This window comes from Algoriphagus winogradskyi (genome assembly GCF_900182815.1).
GTDB lineage: Bacteria > Bacteroidota > Bacteroidia > Cytophagales > Cyclobacteriaceae > Algoriphagus > Algoriphagus winogradskyi.
In genome coordinates, this window is record NZ_FXUA01000002.1 from 535,134 (window position 1) to 551,871 (window position 16,738).

The following is a 16,738-nucleotide window of genomic DNA, read 5'->3' on the forward strand; positions in this document are numbered from 1 at the left end:
AAAGTGTTTTAATTTAGAAGGCTTTCATATAGCTTGATTAAGCTATCCGTTACGACTTGTTTACTGTTTTTCTTTAAAACCAAATCTCTCATTCTATGGCCTTTTTCGATCAGAGAATTGGGGTTAGTTTGATGAAGTGTTACTGCTTTGAGAATCTGCTTTTCCAGAGCTTTCAAGTGCTCCGACTCCTGCTCGTAACTATAATCAAAAACATCATCTCCTGCATTCAAGTCAGCAATAGTGCCAATTCTGGGACAGATGACGGTTCTTCCATAAGAAAAAGCTAGAATGACAGTTCCGGAGTTCAGGCTACTTTCCAAGGAATAAGGAAGTATCAATAAATCGGATTGATGAATATAGCTTGGTAATTCAGCGTCCGGAATGAATTTCAAATCCAGGGAAATATTGGGCACTTTCTCTGCCAACTTCTGCAGTTCCACCCGATAAGCTTCAGAATTTGGATTGCCGGCAATGGTCAAGTGAACTGAATCTGAAAAACCCTTTACCACTTCGGTCAGCAACTCTATATTTTTATAAGGTTTGATCGCACCGATGAAAAGCAGCTTCAACTTTTCATTCTTATTCTCATTACTTTCTGGCAGCATTTGACCATATACATCGACAAAATCAGGATGCGGAATATGGATAACCCTAGCTTTCAAATTTGGGTATTGACTGCGCAAAATATCTCTGCTTACCTCAGAATGTATTACAATGGCATCTGCTTGTGAGACGATTTTTCCGGTTAATGCCCGACTTAGCTCCCCGGATTTCTTCTCGTGAGAAAGTCTATTGTGCATCGTCCAAACCAATTTTTTCTTCCCAAATTTTACAGCAGCTAGCACTACTAATTTTCGAAAGTAACTTTTCCACATACTGGTAGCACTGCTATCATCCAGATTTTCAAACCAATTCAGATGAAGTAATTTGATAGATTGGAAATGCTTCATCGAAGAAAGAAAATCATCCAGTCTGTTCACGTCATACCCATGCTTTTCCAGTCCATTGACCAGAATGGCGATATATTGATTTTCCTTGTTTTCGCAGGGATTGAAGATGATTTTGGAAGGTGAATCCATAGCCATTAAGAGCGGTTGGAATTCATGCTTTTCGCCAGCGCTAATCCTATGTCCTTGATCGACAAACCGAATTTGTCCCGTGAATTCATCCAGGTTTTGGCTTTTTCGAATGGATTACTACGCATGGAAAGCATCATTGTGTACAATTTCTTGTCATGCATGTATTTGTCCTTTTCCTTCAGTAAATGCTGATAAATCACTTTTTCTGAGGGATGTGGAGGATTATCTTTCATGAATTCGCTAAGCCACTCTGAATAATCCACGTCCGCCATCATCTTGTGCAGGTCATTCCCTGTGGAAGTGATGGAAAGTCGGTTGCTTCTGTATTCAAAAACAGGTTTGTTGCTATGAGCGATGCCCTTTTCAGCAGAAGCGACGAAGGCGGTGATATCATCCGAACCCCAGGCGAGTGGAAGTTTGTAAAAACCGCCTTGGGATTTTAGCGTGGAAGAATTATATAGATAATCTGAAATGTAATTTGAGCGCAACTGGCGCAAGCGATGCCATATCGAGTCATAGACATATTCGAAAGCAGGCAGGGCGGGTGTCAGCAGCACGTCATTTCCATCATCATCGATGATTTTGCTTCGACAATGGTACACGTTTAAGTTTGGGTACTGTGATATCAACATTTCAAACTCAGCCAAATAATCTGCCGCTAAACGGTCATCATCACCCATTATGACGATATATTCCCCAGTGGCAAGGGCTAGGCATTTATTCCAATTGTCCACCAAATCATAAGCACCAACATTCTTTTCGTTCTTGAAATAGCGGATTCTAGGATCCTGATTTTTCAGCGAAATTTCTTCTATTGGCTCCGGTGAGCAATCATTTAAAATGATCAGTTCGAAGTCCTCAACAGTCTGCGCAAGTATGCTGTCAATGCATTCTTGCAGGTATTTGCTCTTGTAAGCAGGAATACAAATCGAAAATTTATTCTTGCTCATTGGATACTTTTCTTTTCAAAAGTTTGGTGCGGAGAAATTCAATATCCGCGGATTTGATGATAAACAGAAAATGGAATGCGGCAAAAACCGTAGTGAAAATAGCCGATCTGATGATCATTCCCAGAATTCCTACCGGCATCTCTATCCATTTTTCCAATCCAAATGCAACTGCAAATGCGATCACAGCTCCTAGGACCGAAGGGGAAAAAGCACTGAGAAATATTTTCTTACTATCTAGCTTTAGCACTTTAGGAATATAATAAATATAGAAGAAACCGATCTGTATTAGCATGTAAGCTAAGTAACCGATTACTGCAGCGCCGACATTCAGGGTGGGTGCGAGGATAATGGTAATCGGCAAAGAAAGTATGCAGGCAGTTGCGGAAGAGTAAATAAGGAAGCGGGTTTTACCTGAGGATAGGACCAGACTCGCCACCGGAGTATTGTGCATATTGAGCAGCACAGTGAGTAACCAAATGTTCAGCCATACCGCCAAATGGAGGTAATCTTTCCCCATATAGAGGAGAAGAATAGCTTCAGAATTCAGCACAAGGAGAAAAACAATAAAACTTAGAAAAATTGAAATAAAGCGAGTGGCTGTAAAGACCATTTTCTCCATTTTAGGATGATTTCCCTCTTGGTAGACTTTGGAAGCCGAAGGTAGAAGCACCTGCAAGAAAATTGTTCCAAAGGAAATAATCAGCATCGCAATCGTCTGAATTACACGATAATCTGTCAACACATCGATGCCCGAAGCAAATTTGGCTAGCAAAATAGGTCGAAGTTCATTTGCAGTGAGTTGGAATAAACCCATCAAAAAGATCGCGGAACTGTAGCCAATAATCTCCCTGAAAATTTTTCCATCCCATTTCGGAGTAAGTAATTGTCCTAAGGGAATTGGGAAAACTCTCAGTTTTAAAATATTAAGCGGAATCGGGACAAGGGTAGAAATGGTATAGAACAGAAAATACACCGGCAGCGACCATTTGAACTGTATGGCTGCGATAGCTACAAGGAAATTCAAAACACTACTAACTACTGTCACCCGATTCACATATCCCAGCTCATCCTTCGCACTGAGCAGCTGAATGATCACATTCGAAAGCCAGTTTAAAACTGTACTTGCTGAAAGTATGTACATCATGATCCTGTAAGTCGGAATCTGATCAGGTTTGAGGTTGAAGAAAAACTGGCCGTAATTGGCCATAAACATGAAAATCAGGGCATTAATGAGGCCAATAGTTCCATAGAAAATTATGCTGGAGCGTGATGCTTTCCCAATATTTTCCCAGTCGGATTTCGCTTCCCACATGGAGAAAAAACGGACTGATCCCACATTCATCCCCAAATCCATTAATCTTAGATAAGCATTGAGCGAGAAAGCCAAGGCAATCAATCCGTAGTCGGCTTTGCCATAATAGCCCACCAACAGAGGGATGGTCACGAACTTGGCAGCGGCATCGAGAATTTTGGCTAAAATCCCCCAGACTGAACCTGAAAAAATACGATGGACTGCAACTGGTTTGGAGCTCAAAATAGTCTTTTAATGATTTTGTACTGAATTTACGTCCATCTTACCAAAAATAGTTCCTCAGCTTAATTTCTCTGGATTTAAAATCAAGTATCTTTTTTGCAAGTAGTTCGTCGAACTTCTTCAAGAGACCTTGGGCAGATGAAAAATTCAATGCGCCTAAGCGCTCGAGATTCAGCTTTATCGGCTGTGGACTATGGTCTATGGACAATTGACTAAAATGAAAAACATGACAAAAGTCTTAATTATAGGTGCCTTCGACCGCTACAACTATGGGGATTTGCTTTTCCCTTTGGTGATCGAGCGGCAATTGAGCTCATATGGCAAGGATTTCGAATTTGAATATTTTGGTTTGGTGGAGAGTGATCTTTCCAATGTGGGAGGATTGCCTACTAAAGGGCTACAGGAATTTTATAAGAAATGTAGTGATCCTTCCAATCCGGTTCACGTGATTATCGCAGGTGGCGAGGCATTGGGCGTGACGTGGAATTCCCTATTTGCAGCGCTTAATCCTTTATTTCAGCGCATCAATAAAAGACATGTGCGAGTCAATAAATTGTTGGATTTAAATGCCTGGACAAAAAAAATTCTGAAGGGAAAGACTACGCTTCCTTTTGTTTTTGATAAATCTGATTTTGCTGGAGTGCAGTCGGTGACCTTGAATTCTTTGGGCGGATCTGGTTTAAGTGCCGCTACCTTTGAAAAGTATGATTTCTTAAAAGAGAAATTGCAGAATGCAGATTATTTCGCTGTGCGAGATCAATTAACGGTGGATAACTTGAAGAAAAACGGTCTGAGTGCTAATCTTTTTCCAGATTCTGCGATTTTGATGTCTGAGTTTTATCCTTTGAATTTTCTCCATAAGAATGTGACTCAGAACGTCGCTGGGTATGTGGCAGAGCACTCTGGAAAGTATGTTTTTGCTCAAATAAATAAGAAAACTACCAGAGGTCATGAACAGGCTATCACGGATGGTTTGGATGAGATTTATCAAAAAGGGAATACTGAAATCTGCCTATGTCCAATAGGAAAAGCTTTGGATCATGACGATCATGAGGCGTTGCAGGAAATAGGAGCACTTTTGAAAAGCCCATACACCTATTTTGATGCGGATAATATCTGGGACATTATGTACCTGATCGCAAACTCAAAGTGTTATGTTGGTACGAGTTTGCATGGGGCGATTACGGCGTTGAGCTATGCTGTACCGCATGTAGGCTTAAAAGTAGAAAAGCTAGGTGCATATTTGGCAACCTGGGGTTTGAAGGGGAATCAGCGCTCCGTAGAATTTTCGGAGATTTATGAGCAATTCAAAGTGGCGACAAATGCCGCTAAGGAAGAACTGGAAACATCAAGAGCTCTTCAACTCGCAGAGATCAAAAAGGGATTTGATAAGATGGTGAAGGTATTGGAGTCAAATTAAGAGCGTTTATACAGATTTTAGATGATTTCAAACTAAATGTTATCCGTGATTTTTGTGATTACAATCACAAATAATAGCTATATTTTGTGATTGTAATCACAAAAAATATATTAAATTTGTGATTCATATTCTTAACTATGTCACAAACTGCGATAAATAGAAACATTCTCCCTTCCATTAAAGAGCGTTTGTTCCGAAACAAAGCGATCCTGATTTTGGGGCCTAGGCAGGTTGGGAAAAGCACGCTTTGTGAAAAGTTATTGGAGGGAACCGGCCATACTTGGCTGTATCTAAATGGAGATGAGGCGGATGTGAGGTCTGAACTAACAGACACTACTGCTTCTCGGTTAAAAAATTTGTTGGGGGATCATAAGATCCTGTTTATTGATGAAGCGCAGCGAATTCCCGGCATAGGTATAACACTGAAAATAGTCGTAGATCAGCTCAAAGATGTGCAAGTTATTGCTACAGGTTCATCGGCATTTGACTTGGTGAATTTGTCGAATGAGCCTTTGACCGGCAGAAAATTTGAATTCTTTCTATTCCCTCTAAGTTTTGGAGAAATGGTAAATCATCATGGCTTATTGGCTGAAAAACGCCTGATCGAGCATCGTATGATTTATGGGTATTATCCAGAAATTGTGACGCATGCTGGTGAAGAAAAGGAGTTATTAAAACTTCTGGCGGGAAGCTATCTCTACAAAGATTTGTTGATGCTGGAACAAATCAAAAAGCCAATTTTACTTGAGAAATTGCTTAAAGCTCTGGCGCTTCAGCTTGGCAGTGAAGTTAATTACCATGAGTTAGGGCAATTAGTCGAAGCTGATAAGACCACCGTAGAAAAATATATAGATCTGCTGGAAAAGGCCTATGTCATCTTTAGAGTTCCCGCGTACAATAGAAATATAAGAACTGAATTAAAGAAGGGGAAGAAAATTTACTTCTATGATTGCGGGATCAGAAATGCGATTTTAGGGAACTTCAATCCTTTTATAAACAGGACAGATGTGGGGCCGCTATGGGAAAATTACTATATCGTAGAACGGATGAAGTATCAGGCATATAACAACTCGGATGCTAACTATTATTTCTGGAGAACTACGGCACAGCAGGAAATTGATTTTATAGAAGAGTCAGAAGAAGGTATGAAAGCCATAGAATGTAAGTGGAGCGAAAAATCCAAAGCCAGATTTCCCTCTACATTTACAGCTGCATACCCTGAGTCAACCCTAGGCCTAGTTACTCCTAAAAATATTGAAGAGATGTTAGGGTTTGAAAGATAGGTTTTTACTGCAAACCTGCCAGCTTGTCACCCTTTCGTACCAAAGAATTATTTGTCGTTTGACTTTTAAGAGTTTTAAGTTTCATTATTCTAACAACATTCCGCCAATCTGCGAAATATCCTCTTTCGGTACGAAGGTTGTTTTAAAAATGTCAGGTTAACTAAGTTAAACCTGTATTTATCAAGTTATCAACATTAAAAAGCTGTAATTCAATTCTGATTTGTTTCCATTTCTGTCCCTCCACACGGGAGAGCCAGCTTCGGAAAAAATCAATTTAATATAAAAATAGTAGAAATGTCTAAGCAAAGAATTCTCATCAAATATGGTGGGAATGCGATGATCAATCCCCAGTTGCAGCAAGAAATTGCAGCACAGATTTTTAAACTTCAGGAAGCGGGATTTGAAGTCATCATGGTACACGGCGGTGGACCATTTATTAATAAAGCACTGGAAAAAGCAGCCATCAAATCACAATTCGTGGATGGCCTCAGAGTGACGGAAGCCATTGCTTTCGCAGAAATCCAAAAAGCTCTGATCGGAGAAGTCAATGCAGACTTAATCTCCACACTAAATCAAAATAACCTAAAAGCTGTCGGTCTTTCCGGTAAAGACGGTGGAATGGTGCTGGCAAAAAAATATCAGCACAAAACTGCTGATGGAAGCACTGTGGACTTGGGTTTGGTAGGTGAGATCACACATATAGATGATAAACTTATCAATTTGCTTTGCGAAGCTGGCTATGTTCCCGTGGTTGCTTGTGTGGCTGATGGCCTAGATGGAAATTCTTATAATATTAACGCAGATACCTTTGCCGGGAAACTTGCGGCAGCGGTAGACGCTGATCAGCTTATTGTCCTCACTGACGTGGATGGACTTTTCCTCAATTATCCTGATCCTGCATCGATCATCCGCGAACTCAATGAAAGCGCTGTAAATGAACACATGGGATCGACGATTCAAGGCGGAATGATCCCTAAAATTCAATCTTGTATGCTGGCTTTGCAGGAAGGAGTGAAAAAAGCAATCATTCTAAATGGCACCAAGCCTGAGCAGATTGCACAGTATGTGATTGAAAATAAGCAAATTGGAACCACTTTGACCCTATAAAACACTATGACAAATCAAGATTTATACACCAAAGACAGAGAGAATTACTTACCCACCTTTAATCGCTTTCCATTAGCTTTTATCAAAGGCAAAGGAAGTCGGCTTTGGGATGCAGATGGGAAAGAGTACATTGATTTATTGGCTGGTATAGCCGTGAATAACGTTGGACATTGCCATCCTAAAGTCGTGAAAGCGATTCAGGAGCAAGCAGCTCAATTGATGCATATTTCTAATTTTTTCGTGAGTCCTCAGCAAGTTGCGCTGAGCGAATTGCTGGTGAAAATCTCAGGATTGGATCGGGTTTTCCTGACCAACTCGGGAGCGGAATCTGTGGAAGGCGCGATCAAAATTGCCCGCAGATATGCCCATAAACATGGAAAAGGCGGGAAAGTGATTTCCATGCATAATTCATTTCACGGTAGAACTTTAGCTACTATCGCTACAGGTCAGGAGAAATATCAACAAGGATTTGGGCCTATTCCAACTGGATTTGCTCAAGTTCCTTTTAATGATCTTGCAGCTGTGGAAGCTGCGATTGATAACGAAACTGCGGCAGTGATTGTTGAGCCTATCCAAGGTGAGGGAGGAGTTGTTCCTGCGGAAAAAGCGTATCTGCAAGGGTTGAGAAAGCTTTGTGACGAGAAGGGAATACTCTTGATTTTTGATGAGATTCAATGTGGCATTGGCCGAACAGGAAAATGGTTTGCCAAAGACCATTTTGGAGTACAACCAGATATCATGACTTTGGCCAAAGGCCTAGGTGGAGGAGCTCCAATTGGAGCAGTTCTATGTAATGAGAAGGTGGCAAGTGCTATTGAGTTTGGCGATCACGGAACGACTTTCGGAGGAAATCCACTGGTTGCAGCTTCAGCGATAGCGACTATTGAGGTGATCAATGAGGAGCAGCTTTGCAAAAGAGCGAGTGAAACAAGCGAATGGTTGCAAGGGAAGCTGGCTGAATTGATAGCGAAGCATGAGGAGCTGGAGTCTGTAAGAGGATTAGGTCTCATGCTCGGAGTGAAAATGAAATCCGAAGCTAAGCCATATGTTTTGAGATTACTCGAAGAAGGAATTGTCGCCAATGCTACCGCAGGAAATATTTTGAGACTCGTACCGGCATTGAATATCAGCAGAGAGGAGCTGAATATTTTCTTAGAGAAACTTGACGAAATTTTAACCGAAACCCCTGTATCCGCCTAATATGAGCACGCAAAAATTAAAAGTAGCCATAGTTGGAGCATCTGGATTTACAGGTTCTGAGTTGGCGAGATTACTCCTGAATCACGAAGGAGTTTCTATAGAAATGATCACTTCTGAATCACACGTGGGCAAGCCATTTTCTGATTTGCACCCGCAATTTGTGGATAGATTAGATATTCCTTTGGTAAGTGCAGAGGAAGTGAGTAATAAAAATTTGGATGTGATTTACCTGGCTTTGCCTCATGGGGTTTCCATGGATTTTGTGGCAAAATGGAAGGATTCAGGAGCGAAGATTATTGACCTTTCGGGTGATTTTAGACTTTCAACCAAGGAAGTTTACGAAGAATGGTACAATAAAAAGCATAGCTATCCAGAAGGATTTGCTACAGCAGTATATGGTTTGCCAGAGCTTTTCGCAGATAAAATAAAGTCAGCAAGCCTCGTTGCAAATCCAGGTTGCTATCCAACTGCTTCTATATTGAGTATGGCTCCGCTTTTTGCGAAGCAGCTGGTCGAAGAAAAATCTCTGATCATCGATGCAAAGTCGGGTCTAACGGGAGCCGGGATTAAGGCGAGTGCTACGACACATTTTTCTAATGTCAATGAGAATTTCAAGGCTTACGGCATCGCTGGTCACAGGCATACAATAGAGATTGAAGAGCAATTGGGTGGATTGGCAGGTAGCCAAACTGCGGTTCAGTTTACTCCGCATTTATTACCTGTGGATAGAGGTATTTTGGTGACAGCTTATGCCAAAATCAAAGGCGAAATGAATCAGGCAAAATTGACGGAGATCTACCGTGATTTTTACCAAGACAAGCCATTTGTAAGATTGAGGAATCAAGCTCCAGGGATCAAAGATGTGCGCGGAAGTCATTTTTGCGATGTGTTTCCAGTATGGGATGCTAGGACTGAGCGTGTGATTGTGATCTCGGTAATTGATAACTTGCTAAAAGGCGCAGCTAGTCAGGCGGTTCACAATATGAATTTAATGTTTGGTTTGTCAGAGGCAGAAGGGTTGAACCAAGTGCCATTAAAACCCTAAGGAGACGGAAGACCGATATAGGTGACCGAAGTCGCCCAGATGCTAGCGTTAAGCTGCTTTTATGATTAGTTAGTTTGCTGGCAATAAAGAGGATGTAAATAATCTTAATTTAAAAATAGATGATCAAAAATATAACAAACGTACGCGGCATTAAATGCTGGGGTGCGCATACTGGGGTAAAATCCATGAAAAGGGATTTGGCTATTATTTATTCAGAGGTTCCAGCAGCTGCTGCTGGTACATTGACACAGAATAAAGTGCGTGCAGAGCCTATCAAAATAACAGAGAAAAACCTTGAAAACAACCGAGCTCAGGTAATCATCTGTAATGCAGGTAATGCCAATGCCTGTACAGGAGACCAAGGACGCGAAGGCGCAGAGGCAATGGTTCGCACGACTGCTGAGGCTCTGGGGATTCCTGAAGAAGATGTGATTGTAGCCTCTACAGGTATTATCGGAGTGGAATTTCCTACCGAAGATGTAGTGGAAGGTCTGAAAGTCAATATTCCAAAACTAAGTGGAGAAATTAAGGCTGGGTCCTTTGTGGCTAATGCCATTTTGACGACAGATACTTTCGCAAAGGAAGGATTTATTGAGTTTGAATATGAGGGAGTAAAGATCAATATGGGTGGTGTCGCCAAGGGGTCAGGAATGATTCATCCAAATATGGCAACCATGCTGGCTTTCGTGGTAACGGATTTTAATATTGATGAAAAACTATTGCAAGAGGCTGTTTCCTATTGTGTGGATAGGTCTTTCAATATGATCACCGTAGATGGAGATACTTCTACAAATGATATGGTGGCTGTGATGGCAAATGGACTAGCCGGTAATAGAAAGGTGAATAGTAAAGACGATCCAGGGTATGAGATTTTCTTGGAGAAATTATTGGAAATCTTAACTCACCTAGCAAAGCTCATCGTGTCCGATGGTGAAGGAGCTTCCAAGTTTATCGAATATAGAGTGACTAATGCTAGAACTGAGGCGATTGCCAGAACTATAATTCGAGCCATATCGGATTCCACTTTGGTGAAAACTGCCATGTTTGGACGTGACCCGAACTGGGGTAGAATTATAGCAGCAGCTGGTAATGCAGGTGTTTCATTTAACTATAAGAAGGTGAATCTGTTCATTGGTGATCAAAACCATCTGGTTCAGGTCTTGGATAAAGGGAATCCTGTAAATTTTGAGAAGTCTTACATGAAAAAGCTTCTTCGGGAATCTCACATACGAGTTAAACTAGAACTCAATACTGGTGATGAAGAAGGTATAGGTTGGGGCTCTGATTTAACCACGGATTACGTGATGTTCAATTCAGTTTATACGACTTGATAAGTATTTTTCCTCAGGGGTAAAAGTTATCCTGCTTCACCAGAAGCAGGATTTTTTTATGTGCTTCTAATCAATTCTCTCAAAAAACGCTTCTAGGTCTAGCTCAAAACCGGGGATGCAGGCTGAGCTTATTATATCACCATGAGAAAAGAGTCGCGAAGGCTGATATCTTCCATCTATTAAACTGTAAATTATCATGGTCTCTTCAGATGGATGAATAATCCAGTATTCCTTGACACCGGACTCTTCATACACTTCATATTTGTTTCTTAACTCCTTCTTATTATTTCCTGGGGAAAGCACTTCTACTATCAGATCCGGCGCCCCGACACATCCTACTTCATCCAATTTGGAACGGTCACAAACCACACAGACATCTGGCTGGACTACTGTGAATATGTCTTCATTCTTTATGGACTTAATGGGTAGGCGCACATCAAAAGGAGCGATAAATACTTCGCATGATTTCTTCTCCAGGAAGTTTAAAAGCTCTGAGCCTAATCGAAGCACAATTTTCTGATGCTTCATTCTTGGCGCAGCTGCAGCAGAACGAAACACTTTACCCTTGATGAGTTCGACCATTTCATCAGTCTCCCAAGTCAGATAGTCTGCATAGGAATATATGCCGTATTCTGTAAATGGCTCTTTTACAAGATCTTTCTCCTCAGAATCCATAGGAGCAATTTAATGAAATGGCTTGAAAAAAACAGTAACTATAAAAGTCCATTGAGATTCTTAAAACTCAAAGGACTCACGCATATCTGCCCACTTCAAACCCTTTCAATTCCAAAGTGGTGTCTTTTTGCTGGTGCAATTCACTGATGATTTTTCCGGAAGCTGGAGCTAAACTTACACCCATCATCGAGTGCCCTGAGTTCACCATGACATTGGAGTAGCCAGGAGCAAAACCTATATAGGGAAGTCCATCAGGCGAGCAGGGTCTTAAACCTTTCCAAATTTTATTTTCTTCAGGGAATTTGGCTTCAAACCCAGGGTAATAGCGATTGATGGATTCGAAGATTCCCTTCACACGATTCAGATTTATTTTTTGATTAGTGCCAGCAATTTCCATCGTTCCACCAAAACGAATTTGCTCGCCATAAGGGCTGACAGCGACTTTCATCTCAGTGAGAATTGAGGACTGCATGATCTCAGGCTTGTTTTCTTGTAGAAAAGAATACCCCTTTCCTCCCATCATAGGAAGAGTAAAACCTAACAAATCAGCTAGTTCACCAGACCAAGAACCTCCACAAAGAATTACTTTCTCTACTTCAATTTTTCCTTGATCTGTAAGTACAGCATTCACTGAGTTTCCACTTTTTTCAAAACCAGTGACTTGTGTATTTGGGAGAAATTTGACTCCTTTTTGTAGTAAGTAACTTTTCAGGAACCCATACAATTTCCCTGGGTCTAAATGTGCATCGCCGGGAAATCGTACGGCACCACGTGCTTTTACTTCTAGGTTTGGTTCGAAGGTGCGAATGTCATCTGGAGTTAAAATATCAGCCTGTAAGCCATTTGCATTTGCCAGGTGTGCAAATTCAATTTCCTCCTTCTCAACTGCCTCAGTCTGATAGATCATCATCAATCCTTTCTCTTGCAAAGCAATCTGAGAGTCTGGATGCTCATCACGAAACTCCTGGTAAAGCGCCTTACTGAGTAAACTTAGATTTTTCAATACAGGAACAGATCGCTCCACATGCGCAGGACTAGAAGCTTTATAAAACTGGTAGCACCATTTCAGCAGTTTAGCATCAAGTCGAGGATGAATATAGAATGGGCTTTTGGAAGAAAACATCCAGGAAATACCCTTGCTAATCATGCCTGGAGCGGCCAAAGGAATTATATGGCTAGGTACGATCATGCCAGCATTGCCAGTGGAGCAATTCACCTGCATGTCGCCTTGATCAATTACCTGTACTTCTATTCCTTCTTTTTGAAGAAAATAGGCTGTAAAAAGGCCGATTACTCCGCCGCCGATGATGATTGTTGGTTTCATATTTTTGTACCAGGTACCATGTACAAAGTACCAAGTCAAGTCACAAAGACATTGTACTTGGGACATTGTACTTTGTACAATTTAAATCACTTGGAATCCATGTACATAGGGATCATCGTCATCAAGAATGATGGTGTTATATCCGTAAACTTTTGCCCAGCCTTCTATACTTGGAATAATGGCTGGTTTACCAGCTATTTCTGTTTCTTCTTCTATTCTTCCGATGAATTTGGAACCAATGAAGCTCTCGTGAATGAAATCTTCTCCCGGTTTCAATAATCCTTTTGCATACCATTGAGCTAGACGAGCTGAAGTTCCCGTGCCGCAAGGCGAGCGGTCGATTGCCTTGTCACCGTAAAAGACCGCATTGCGAGCTGTACTCGTAGGATCGAGGGTTTTTCCAGTCCAAAGCACATGGGAAAGTCCTTTGATCGCGGGATGCTCAGGATGGACAAACTCGTATTTCTCATTCATCTTCTTTCGAAGAGAGCGAGCCATGGAGATCAATTGTTCTGCTTTGAAATGCTCCAGTCCAGGAAAATTCTCCTGTGGATCCACGATGCAATAAAAGTTGCCACCATAAGAAACATCCACTGTCAATTTTCCCAATTCGTCAGATTCTATTTCCAAACCCTCATTTGCAAGGAAGCTTTTGACATTCGTCAGCTTGACGGACTTGACTTTTCTGCCGTCTTGCTTGTACTCCACGAGAACTAATCCGGCGGGAGTCTCCAGTCTAAGCTTCCCTGGAGTTTTAGGGTAAATCAATCCTTCCTCAATAGCAATCGTCACCGTGCCGATCGTACCATGTCCACACATGGGTAGGCAACCGCTGGTCTCAATAAATAGCACTGCTACGTCATTCTCAGGATTGTGTGGAGGGAAAAGCATCGACCCAGACATCATATCATGACCTCGAGGTTCAAACATCAATCCCGTCCTGATCCAGTCTAAATTGTCTAGAAAATACTGGCGCTTTTCCAGCATATTGTCTCCTTTCAAAAAGGGAACTCCGCCCGAAACTACCCGCACCGGATTGCCACAAGTATGGGCATCGATGCAGGAGAAAGTGTGTCGTGTTGACATTTATTAATTCAAAATTTGAATATTGAAATTACTTGTCCGCCGTGGCGGATTGGAAAATTAGAGCTCAAAGAGCTCCCGACAGTACTTAAAATCCCGAAGGGGAATTTTTTGAATAGAAGATGAAGTTCCGGAAGACCTGTAAATCAAACTTCGTAACTCGTAATCCCTTAGATTTTCTCAACCGTGAACTTCCCGTTTACTTGTCTTGTGATTCCCAATGGATTCCCGTCTTTCAATGCGTCTGGAAGCAAATCGGCTGGCATATCCTGGAAAGCAATTGGTCTGGCGAAACGCTTAATAGCATGAGCCCCAACAGAAGTACTATTAGCACTCGTAGTAGAAGGGAAAGGTCCCCCGTGTTGCATCGCATATCCAACTTCTACGCCTGTAGGAACCCCAGTAAATAGCAATCGACCACATTTCTCCTCCAATAGATTGATCAGCTCCGGGTTTGCTTTTAGCTCAGATGAATCAGCCCAAATCGTAATCGTAAGTTGTCCATGAAGTTTTTTGGCTACTTCTATTAGTTGCGCTTCATTTTCATAGACTACCATCAAAGCAAATGAACCGAATACTTCCTGCTGGAATAGATCATCCGCAATCCAATCAGCAGCTTTGATCTCAGCCAAAGCTGGACTTACGTTTATCAAATGCTGAGCATCTGGCACTTTCACCCAATTCAGTTCTGAACGTGTTTTAAGATTATCTATCGCAGAATAATATGAGCTCGCGATCCCTTCATGCAGCATTGGTGAGCCAGCAGCTCCTTGCAAAGCTTCAGCTACTGCATTCTCAAATCGACCTGCTAATTCTTTTGGTACAAAGATCAGCCCTGGGTTAGTACAAAACTGTCCCGCACCCAAAGTCAGGGAGCTCACATAGCTTTGGGCCAAAGGAACGAGTTCATTGGCTAAGCGCTGAGGGAAAGTGAAAACCGGATTGACAGAACCCATTTCAGCATATACTGGAATAGGCTCGTCACGGTCGTTTGCTATATTAAAGAGAGATTTACCAGCACCGTATGAACCTGTAAATGCTACTGCTTTTGCCACTGGATGCTTAACGAGATCTTGTCCCATTTTCACTCCACCTTCTACATGTGTGAAGATCCCGTCAGGCAAACCAGATTTTTTGACTGCCTGAGAAATGCAATCGCCTACAAATTTTGAAGTATCTGGATGTGCTGGGTGACCTTTGTAGATCACTGGACATCCTGCCGCCAAAGCTGAAATAGTGTCTCCGCCAGCTGTTGAAAATGCCAAAGGGAAATTACTCGCGCCAAACACTACTACCGGTCCGATAGGGATCAGCATTCTACGGATATCCGCTTTTGGCAAAGGAGTTCTTGTTGGATCTGCTGGATCAATGGTTGCTTCCACCCAAGATCCTTCTCTCAGCTGGTTAGCGAAAAGCTTAATCTGACCGGTTGTCCGGCCTAATTCTCCATTAATTCTTCCCTCTGGAAGATTAGATTCTTTTACCGCCATCATGACAATCGCGCTTCGATTCTCTTCAAGTATTTCAGCAATTTTTTCTAGAAAATCCGCTTTTTTACTTCCTGAGAGATTTTTATACGATAAAAAGGCTTCTTGAGCAGCTGAGAAAATAAGATCGAGGTTCATAGGTTTGTAAGGTTGATTGTTAAAAGATTAAAATGAATTAGACTGAATTGGGAAATGAAAGCTCACAATATCAATTGATTGACCCATGCGTTAACCTTCCCAAATGCCTAACACTATAATCTACAATTTAGGTCGTTTAGCCAAACCATCGGTAATGATTTTCTCAACTCTTGCTCTTTCTTCTCCGATCAAGGTCAATCTTGGTGCACGTACGTGTTCAGATCCAATGCCGCAATGCTGCTCCGCAAGCTTTATGTATTGTACTAGTTTTGGATAGATATCAAGTTCCAACAGAGGGAGGAACCAACGATAGATTTCTCTCGCCTCTTCGTTTTTACCTTCGTTGATTAGGTTAAAAATTGTCACTGTTTCCTTCGGAAAAGCGCAAACTAAACCAGCAACCCAACCGTCTGCTCCCATTACCAATTCTTCCATCGCAAGCGTATCCACTCCACAAAGCAATTTGAAACGATCGCCAAAACGATTGCGCATCCGAGTCACATTAGAAATGTCACGAGTTGATTCTTTGATCGCCTCAATATTTTTACATTCTGCAAGCTCAGCAAACATGTCTATGGTTACCAGTGTTTTATAATCCACAGGATTGTTATAAATCATTATTGGAAGATCCGTAGAATTCGCTACAGTTTTAAAATACGTAACTACTTCCCGAGCGTCAGCAGCATATCTCATTGGAGGAAGTATCATCAAACCAGCAGCTCCCAACTCTTTAGCTTTTGCCGCCCAGAAAAGTGCCTCTTGAGTTGCTCCTTCTGCTATATTCAAAATCACCGGTACTTTGCTATCAAGGTAATTAACTGTTTCTCGGGTTAGGGTAATCTTTTCCTCCTGAGTTAGTACAGAACTTTCACCGAGGGTTCCGCCTAGAATAATTCCGTGAACTCCGGAGTCCAGTTGGAAATCAATGTTTTTGAAAAATAGATCCATATCCAAACTTCCGTCAGCATGGAATTTAGTCGTTACAGCGGGGAATACACCTTTCCAGTTCATAGCTTTTTTCTTTCAAAATTAGAGCATGAGTTAAAAGCATGAAAGTGGTCTATTAGTAAATAATGACTCTA

General features: G+C 41.6%; 14 protein-coding genes. 6 read left to right on the forward strand and 8 right to left on the reverse strand.

Translation table 11 applies throughout. The annotated features are described in order from the left end of the window. Positions 1-8: 8 nt before the first annotated feature. From QOL76_RS06780 to QOL76_RS06790, 3 genes are read right to left on the reverse strand one after another with little or no spacing between them, the layout of a single operon-like run. A complete protein-coding gene (locus tag QOL76_RS06780) occupies positions 9-1,085 on the reverse strand; it encodes a glycosyltransferase (protein WP_283412277.1) in 1,077 nt (358 codons plus the stop codon). Continuing rightward, positions 1,085-2,029 carry a glycosyltransferase family 2 protein gene (locus tag QOL76_RS06785; RefSeq protein ID WP_283412278.1) on the reverse strand — a complete coding sequence of 315 codons (945 nt, stop codon included), beginning with the start codon at positions 2,027-2,029 and terminating at the stop codon, positions 1,085-1,087. Before QOL76_RS06785 ends, QOL76_RS06780 begins: the two co-directional genes overlap by 1 nt. Further along, positions 2,016-3,563 carry a lipopolysaccharide biosynthesis protein gene (locus QOL76_RS06790; protein ID WP_283412279.1) on the reverse strand — a complete coding sequence of 516 codons (1,548 nt, stop codon included), beginning with the start codon at positions 3,561-3,563 and terminating at the stop codon, positions 2,016-2,018. Before QOL76_RS06790 ends, QOL76_RS06785 begins: the two co-directional genes overlap by 14 nt. Positions 3,564-3,789: 226 nt before the next feature. Here QOL76_RS06790 and QOL76_RS06795 point away from each other — a divergent pair, with 226 nt between their 5' ends. The 6 genes from QOL76_RS06795 (at position 3,790) to argJ (ending at position 10,949) form a co-directional block, all read left to right on the forward strand. Further along, a complete protein-coding gene (locus QOL76_RS06795) occupies positions 3,790-4,983 on the forward strand; it encodes a polysaccharide pyruvyl transferase family protein (RefSeq protein WP_283412280.1) in 1,194 nt (397 codons plus the stop codon). A 137-nt stretch (positions 4,984-5,120) separates the two neighbouring features. Next, complete coding sequence (locus QOL76_RS06800) at positions 5,121-6,266, forward strand: ATP-binding protein (protein WP_283412281.1); 1,146 nt, start codon at positions 5,121-5,123, stop codon at positions 6,264-6,266. Positions 6,267-6,560: 294 nt separating this feature from the next. Further along, positions 6,561-7,373 (forward strand): acetylglutamate kinase, encoded by an 813-nt coding sequence (argB, locus tag QOL76_RS06805; RefSeq protein WP_283412282.1) that lies wholly within the window; start codon positions 6,561-6,563, stop codon positions 7,371-7,373. Between the two features lie 6 nt (positions 7,374-7,379). Next, positions 7,380-8,573, forward strand: coding sequence for an aspartate aminotransferase family protein (locus tag QOL76_RS06810; protein ID WP_283412283.1), 1,194 nt, complete (start codon positions 7,380-7,382; stop codon positions 8,571-8,573). A 1-nt stretch (position 8,574) separates the two neighbouring features. Further along, entirely contained in the window at positions 8,575-9,618 is a 1,044-nt protein-coding gene (gene argC, locus QOL76_RS06815; RefSeq protein WP_283412284.1) for an N-acetyl-gamma-glutamyl-phosphate reductase, read from the forward strand. A gap of 119 nt (positions 9,619-9,737) precedes the next feature. Beyond that, on the forward strand, positions 9,738-10,949 hold the full coding sequence (gene argJ / locus QOL76_RS06820) for a bifunctional glutamate N-acetyltransferase/amino-acid acetyltransferase ArgJ (protein ID WP_283412285.1): 1,212 nt from the start codon (positions 9,738-9,740) through the stop codon (positions 10,947-10,949). Positions 10,950-11,015: 66 nt separating this feature from the next. Here argJ and QOL76_RS06825 read toward each other — a convergent pair whose 3' ends face one another. The 5 genes from QOL76_RS06825 to QOL76_RS06845 form a co-directional block, all read right to left on the reverse strand. Further along, positions 11,016-11,624, reverse strand: a complete 609-nt coding sequence (locus QOL76_RS06825; protein WP_283412286.1) for a Uma2 family endonuclease — start codon at positions 11,622-11,624, stop codon at positions 11,016-11,018. 76 nt (positions 11,625-11,700) lie between these two features. Then, positions 11,701-12,948 carry an NAD(P)/FAD-dependent oxidoreductase gene (locus QOL76_RS06830; protein WP_283412287.1) on the reverse strand — a complete coding sequence of 416 codons (1,248 nt, stop codon included), beginning with the start codon at positions 12,946-12,948 and terminating at the stop codon, positions 11,701-11,703. 81 nt (positions 12,949-13,029) lie between these two features. Continuing rightward, on the reverse strand, positions 13,030-14,034 hold the full coding sequence (locus QOL76_RS06835; RefSeq protein WP_283412288.1) for a 4-hydroxyproline epimerase: 1,005 nt from the start codon (positions 14,032-14,034) through the stop codon (positions 13,030-13,032). A 167-nt stretch (positions 14,035-14,201) separates the two neighbouring features. After that, the gene (locus QOL76_RS06840; RefSeq protein ID WP_283412289.1) at positions 14,202-15,656 is read right to left on the reverse strand and encodes an aldehyde dehydrogenase (NADP(+)); all 1,455 of its coding nucleotides are present in this window, start codon (positions 15,654-15,656) and stop codon (positions 14,202-14,204) included. Between the two features lie 120 nt (positions 15,657-15,776). Beyond that, on the reverse strand, positions 15,777-16,667 hold the full coding sequence (locus QOL76_RS06845) for a dihydrodipicolinate synthase family protein (RefSeq protein WP_283412290.1): 891 nt from the start codon (positions 16,665-16,667) through the stop codon (positions 15,777-15,779). Between the last annotated feature and the right edge of the window lie 71 nt (positions 16,668-16,738).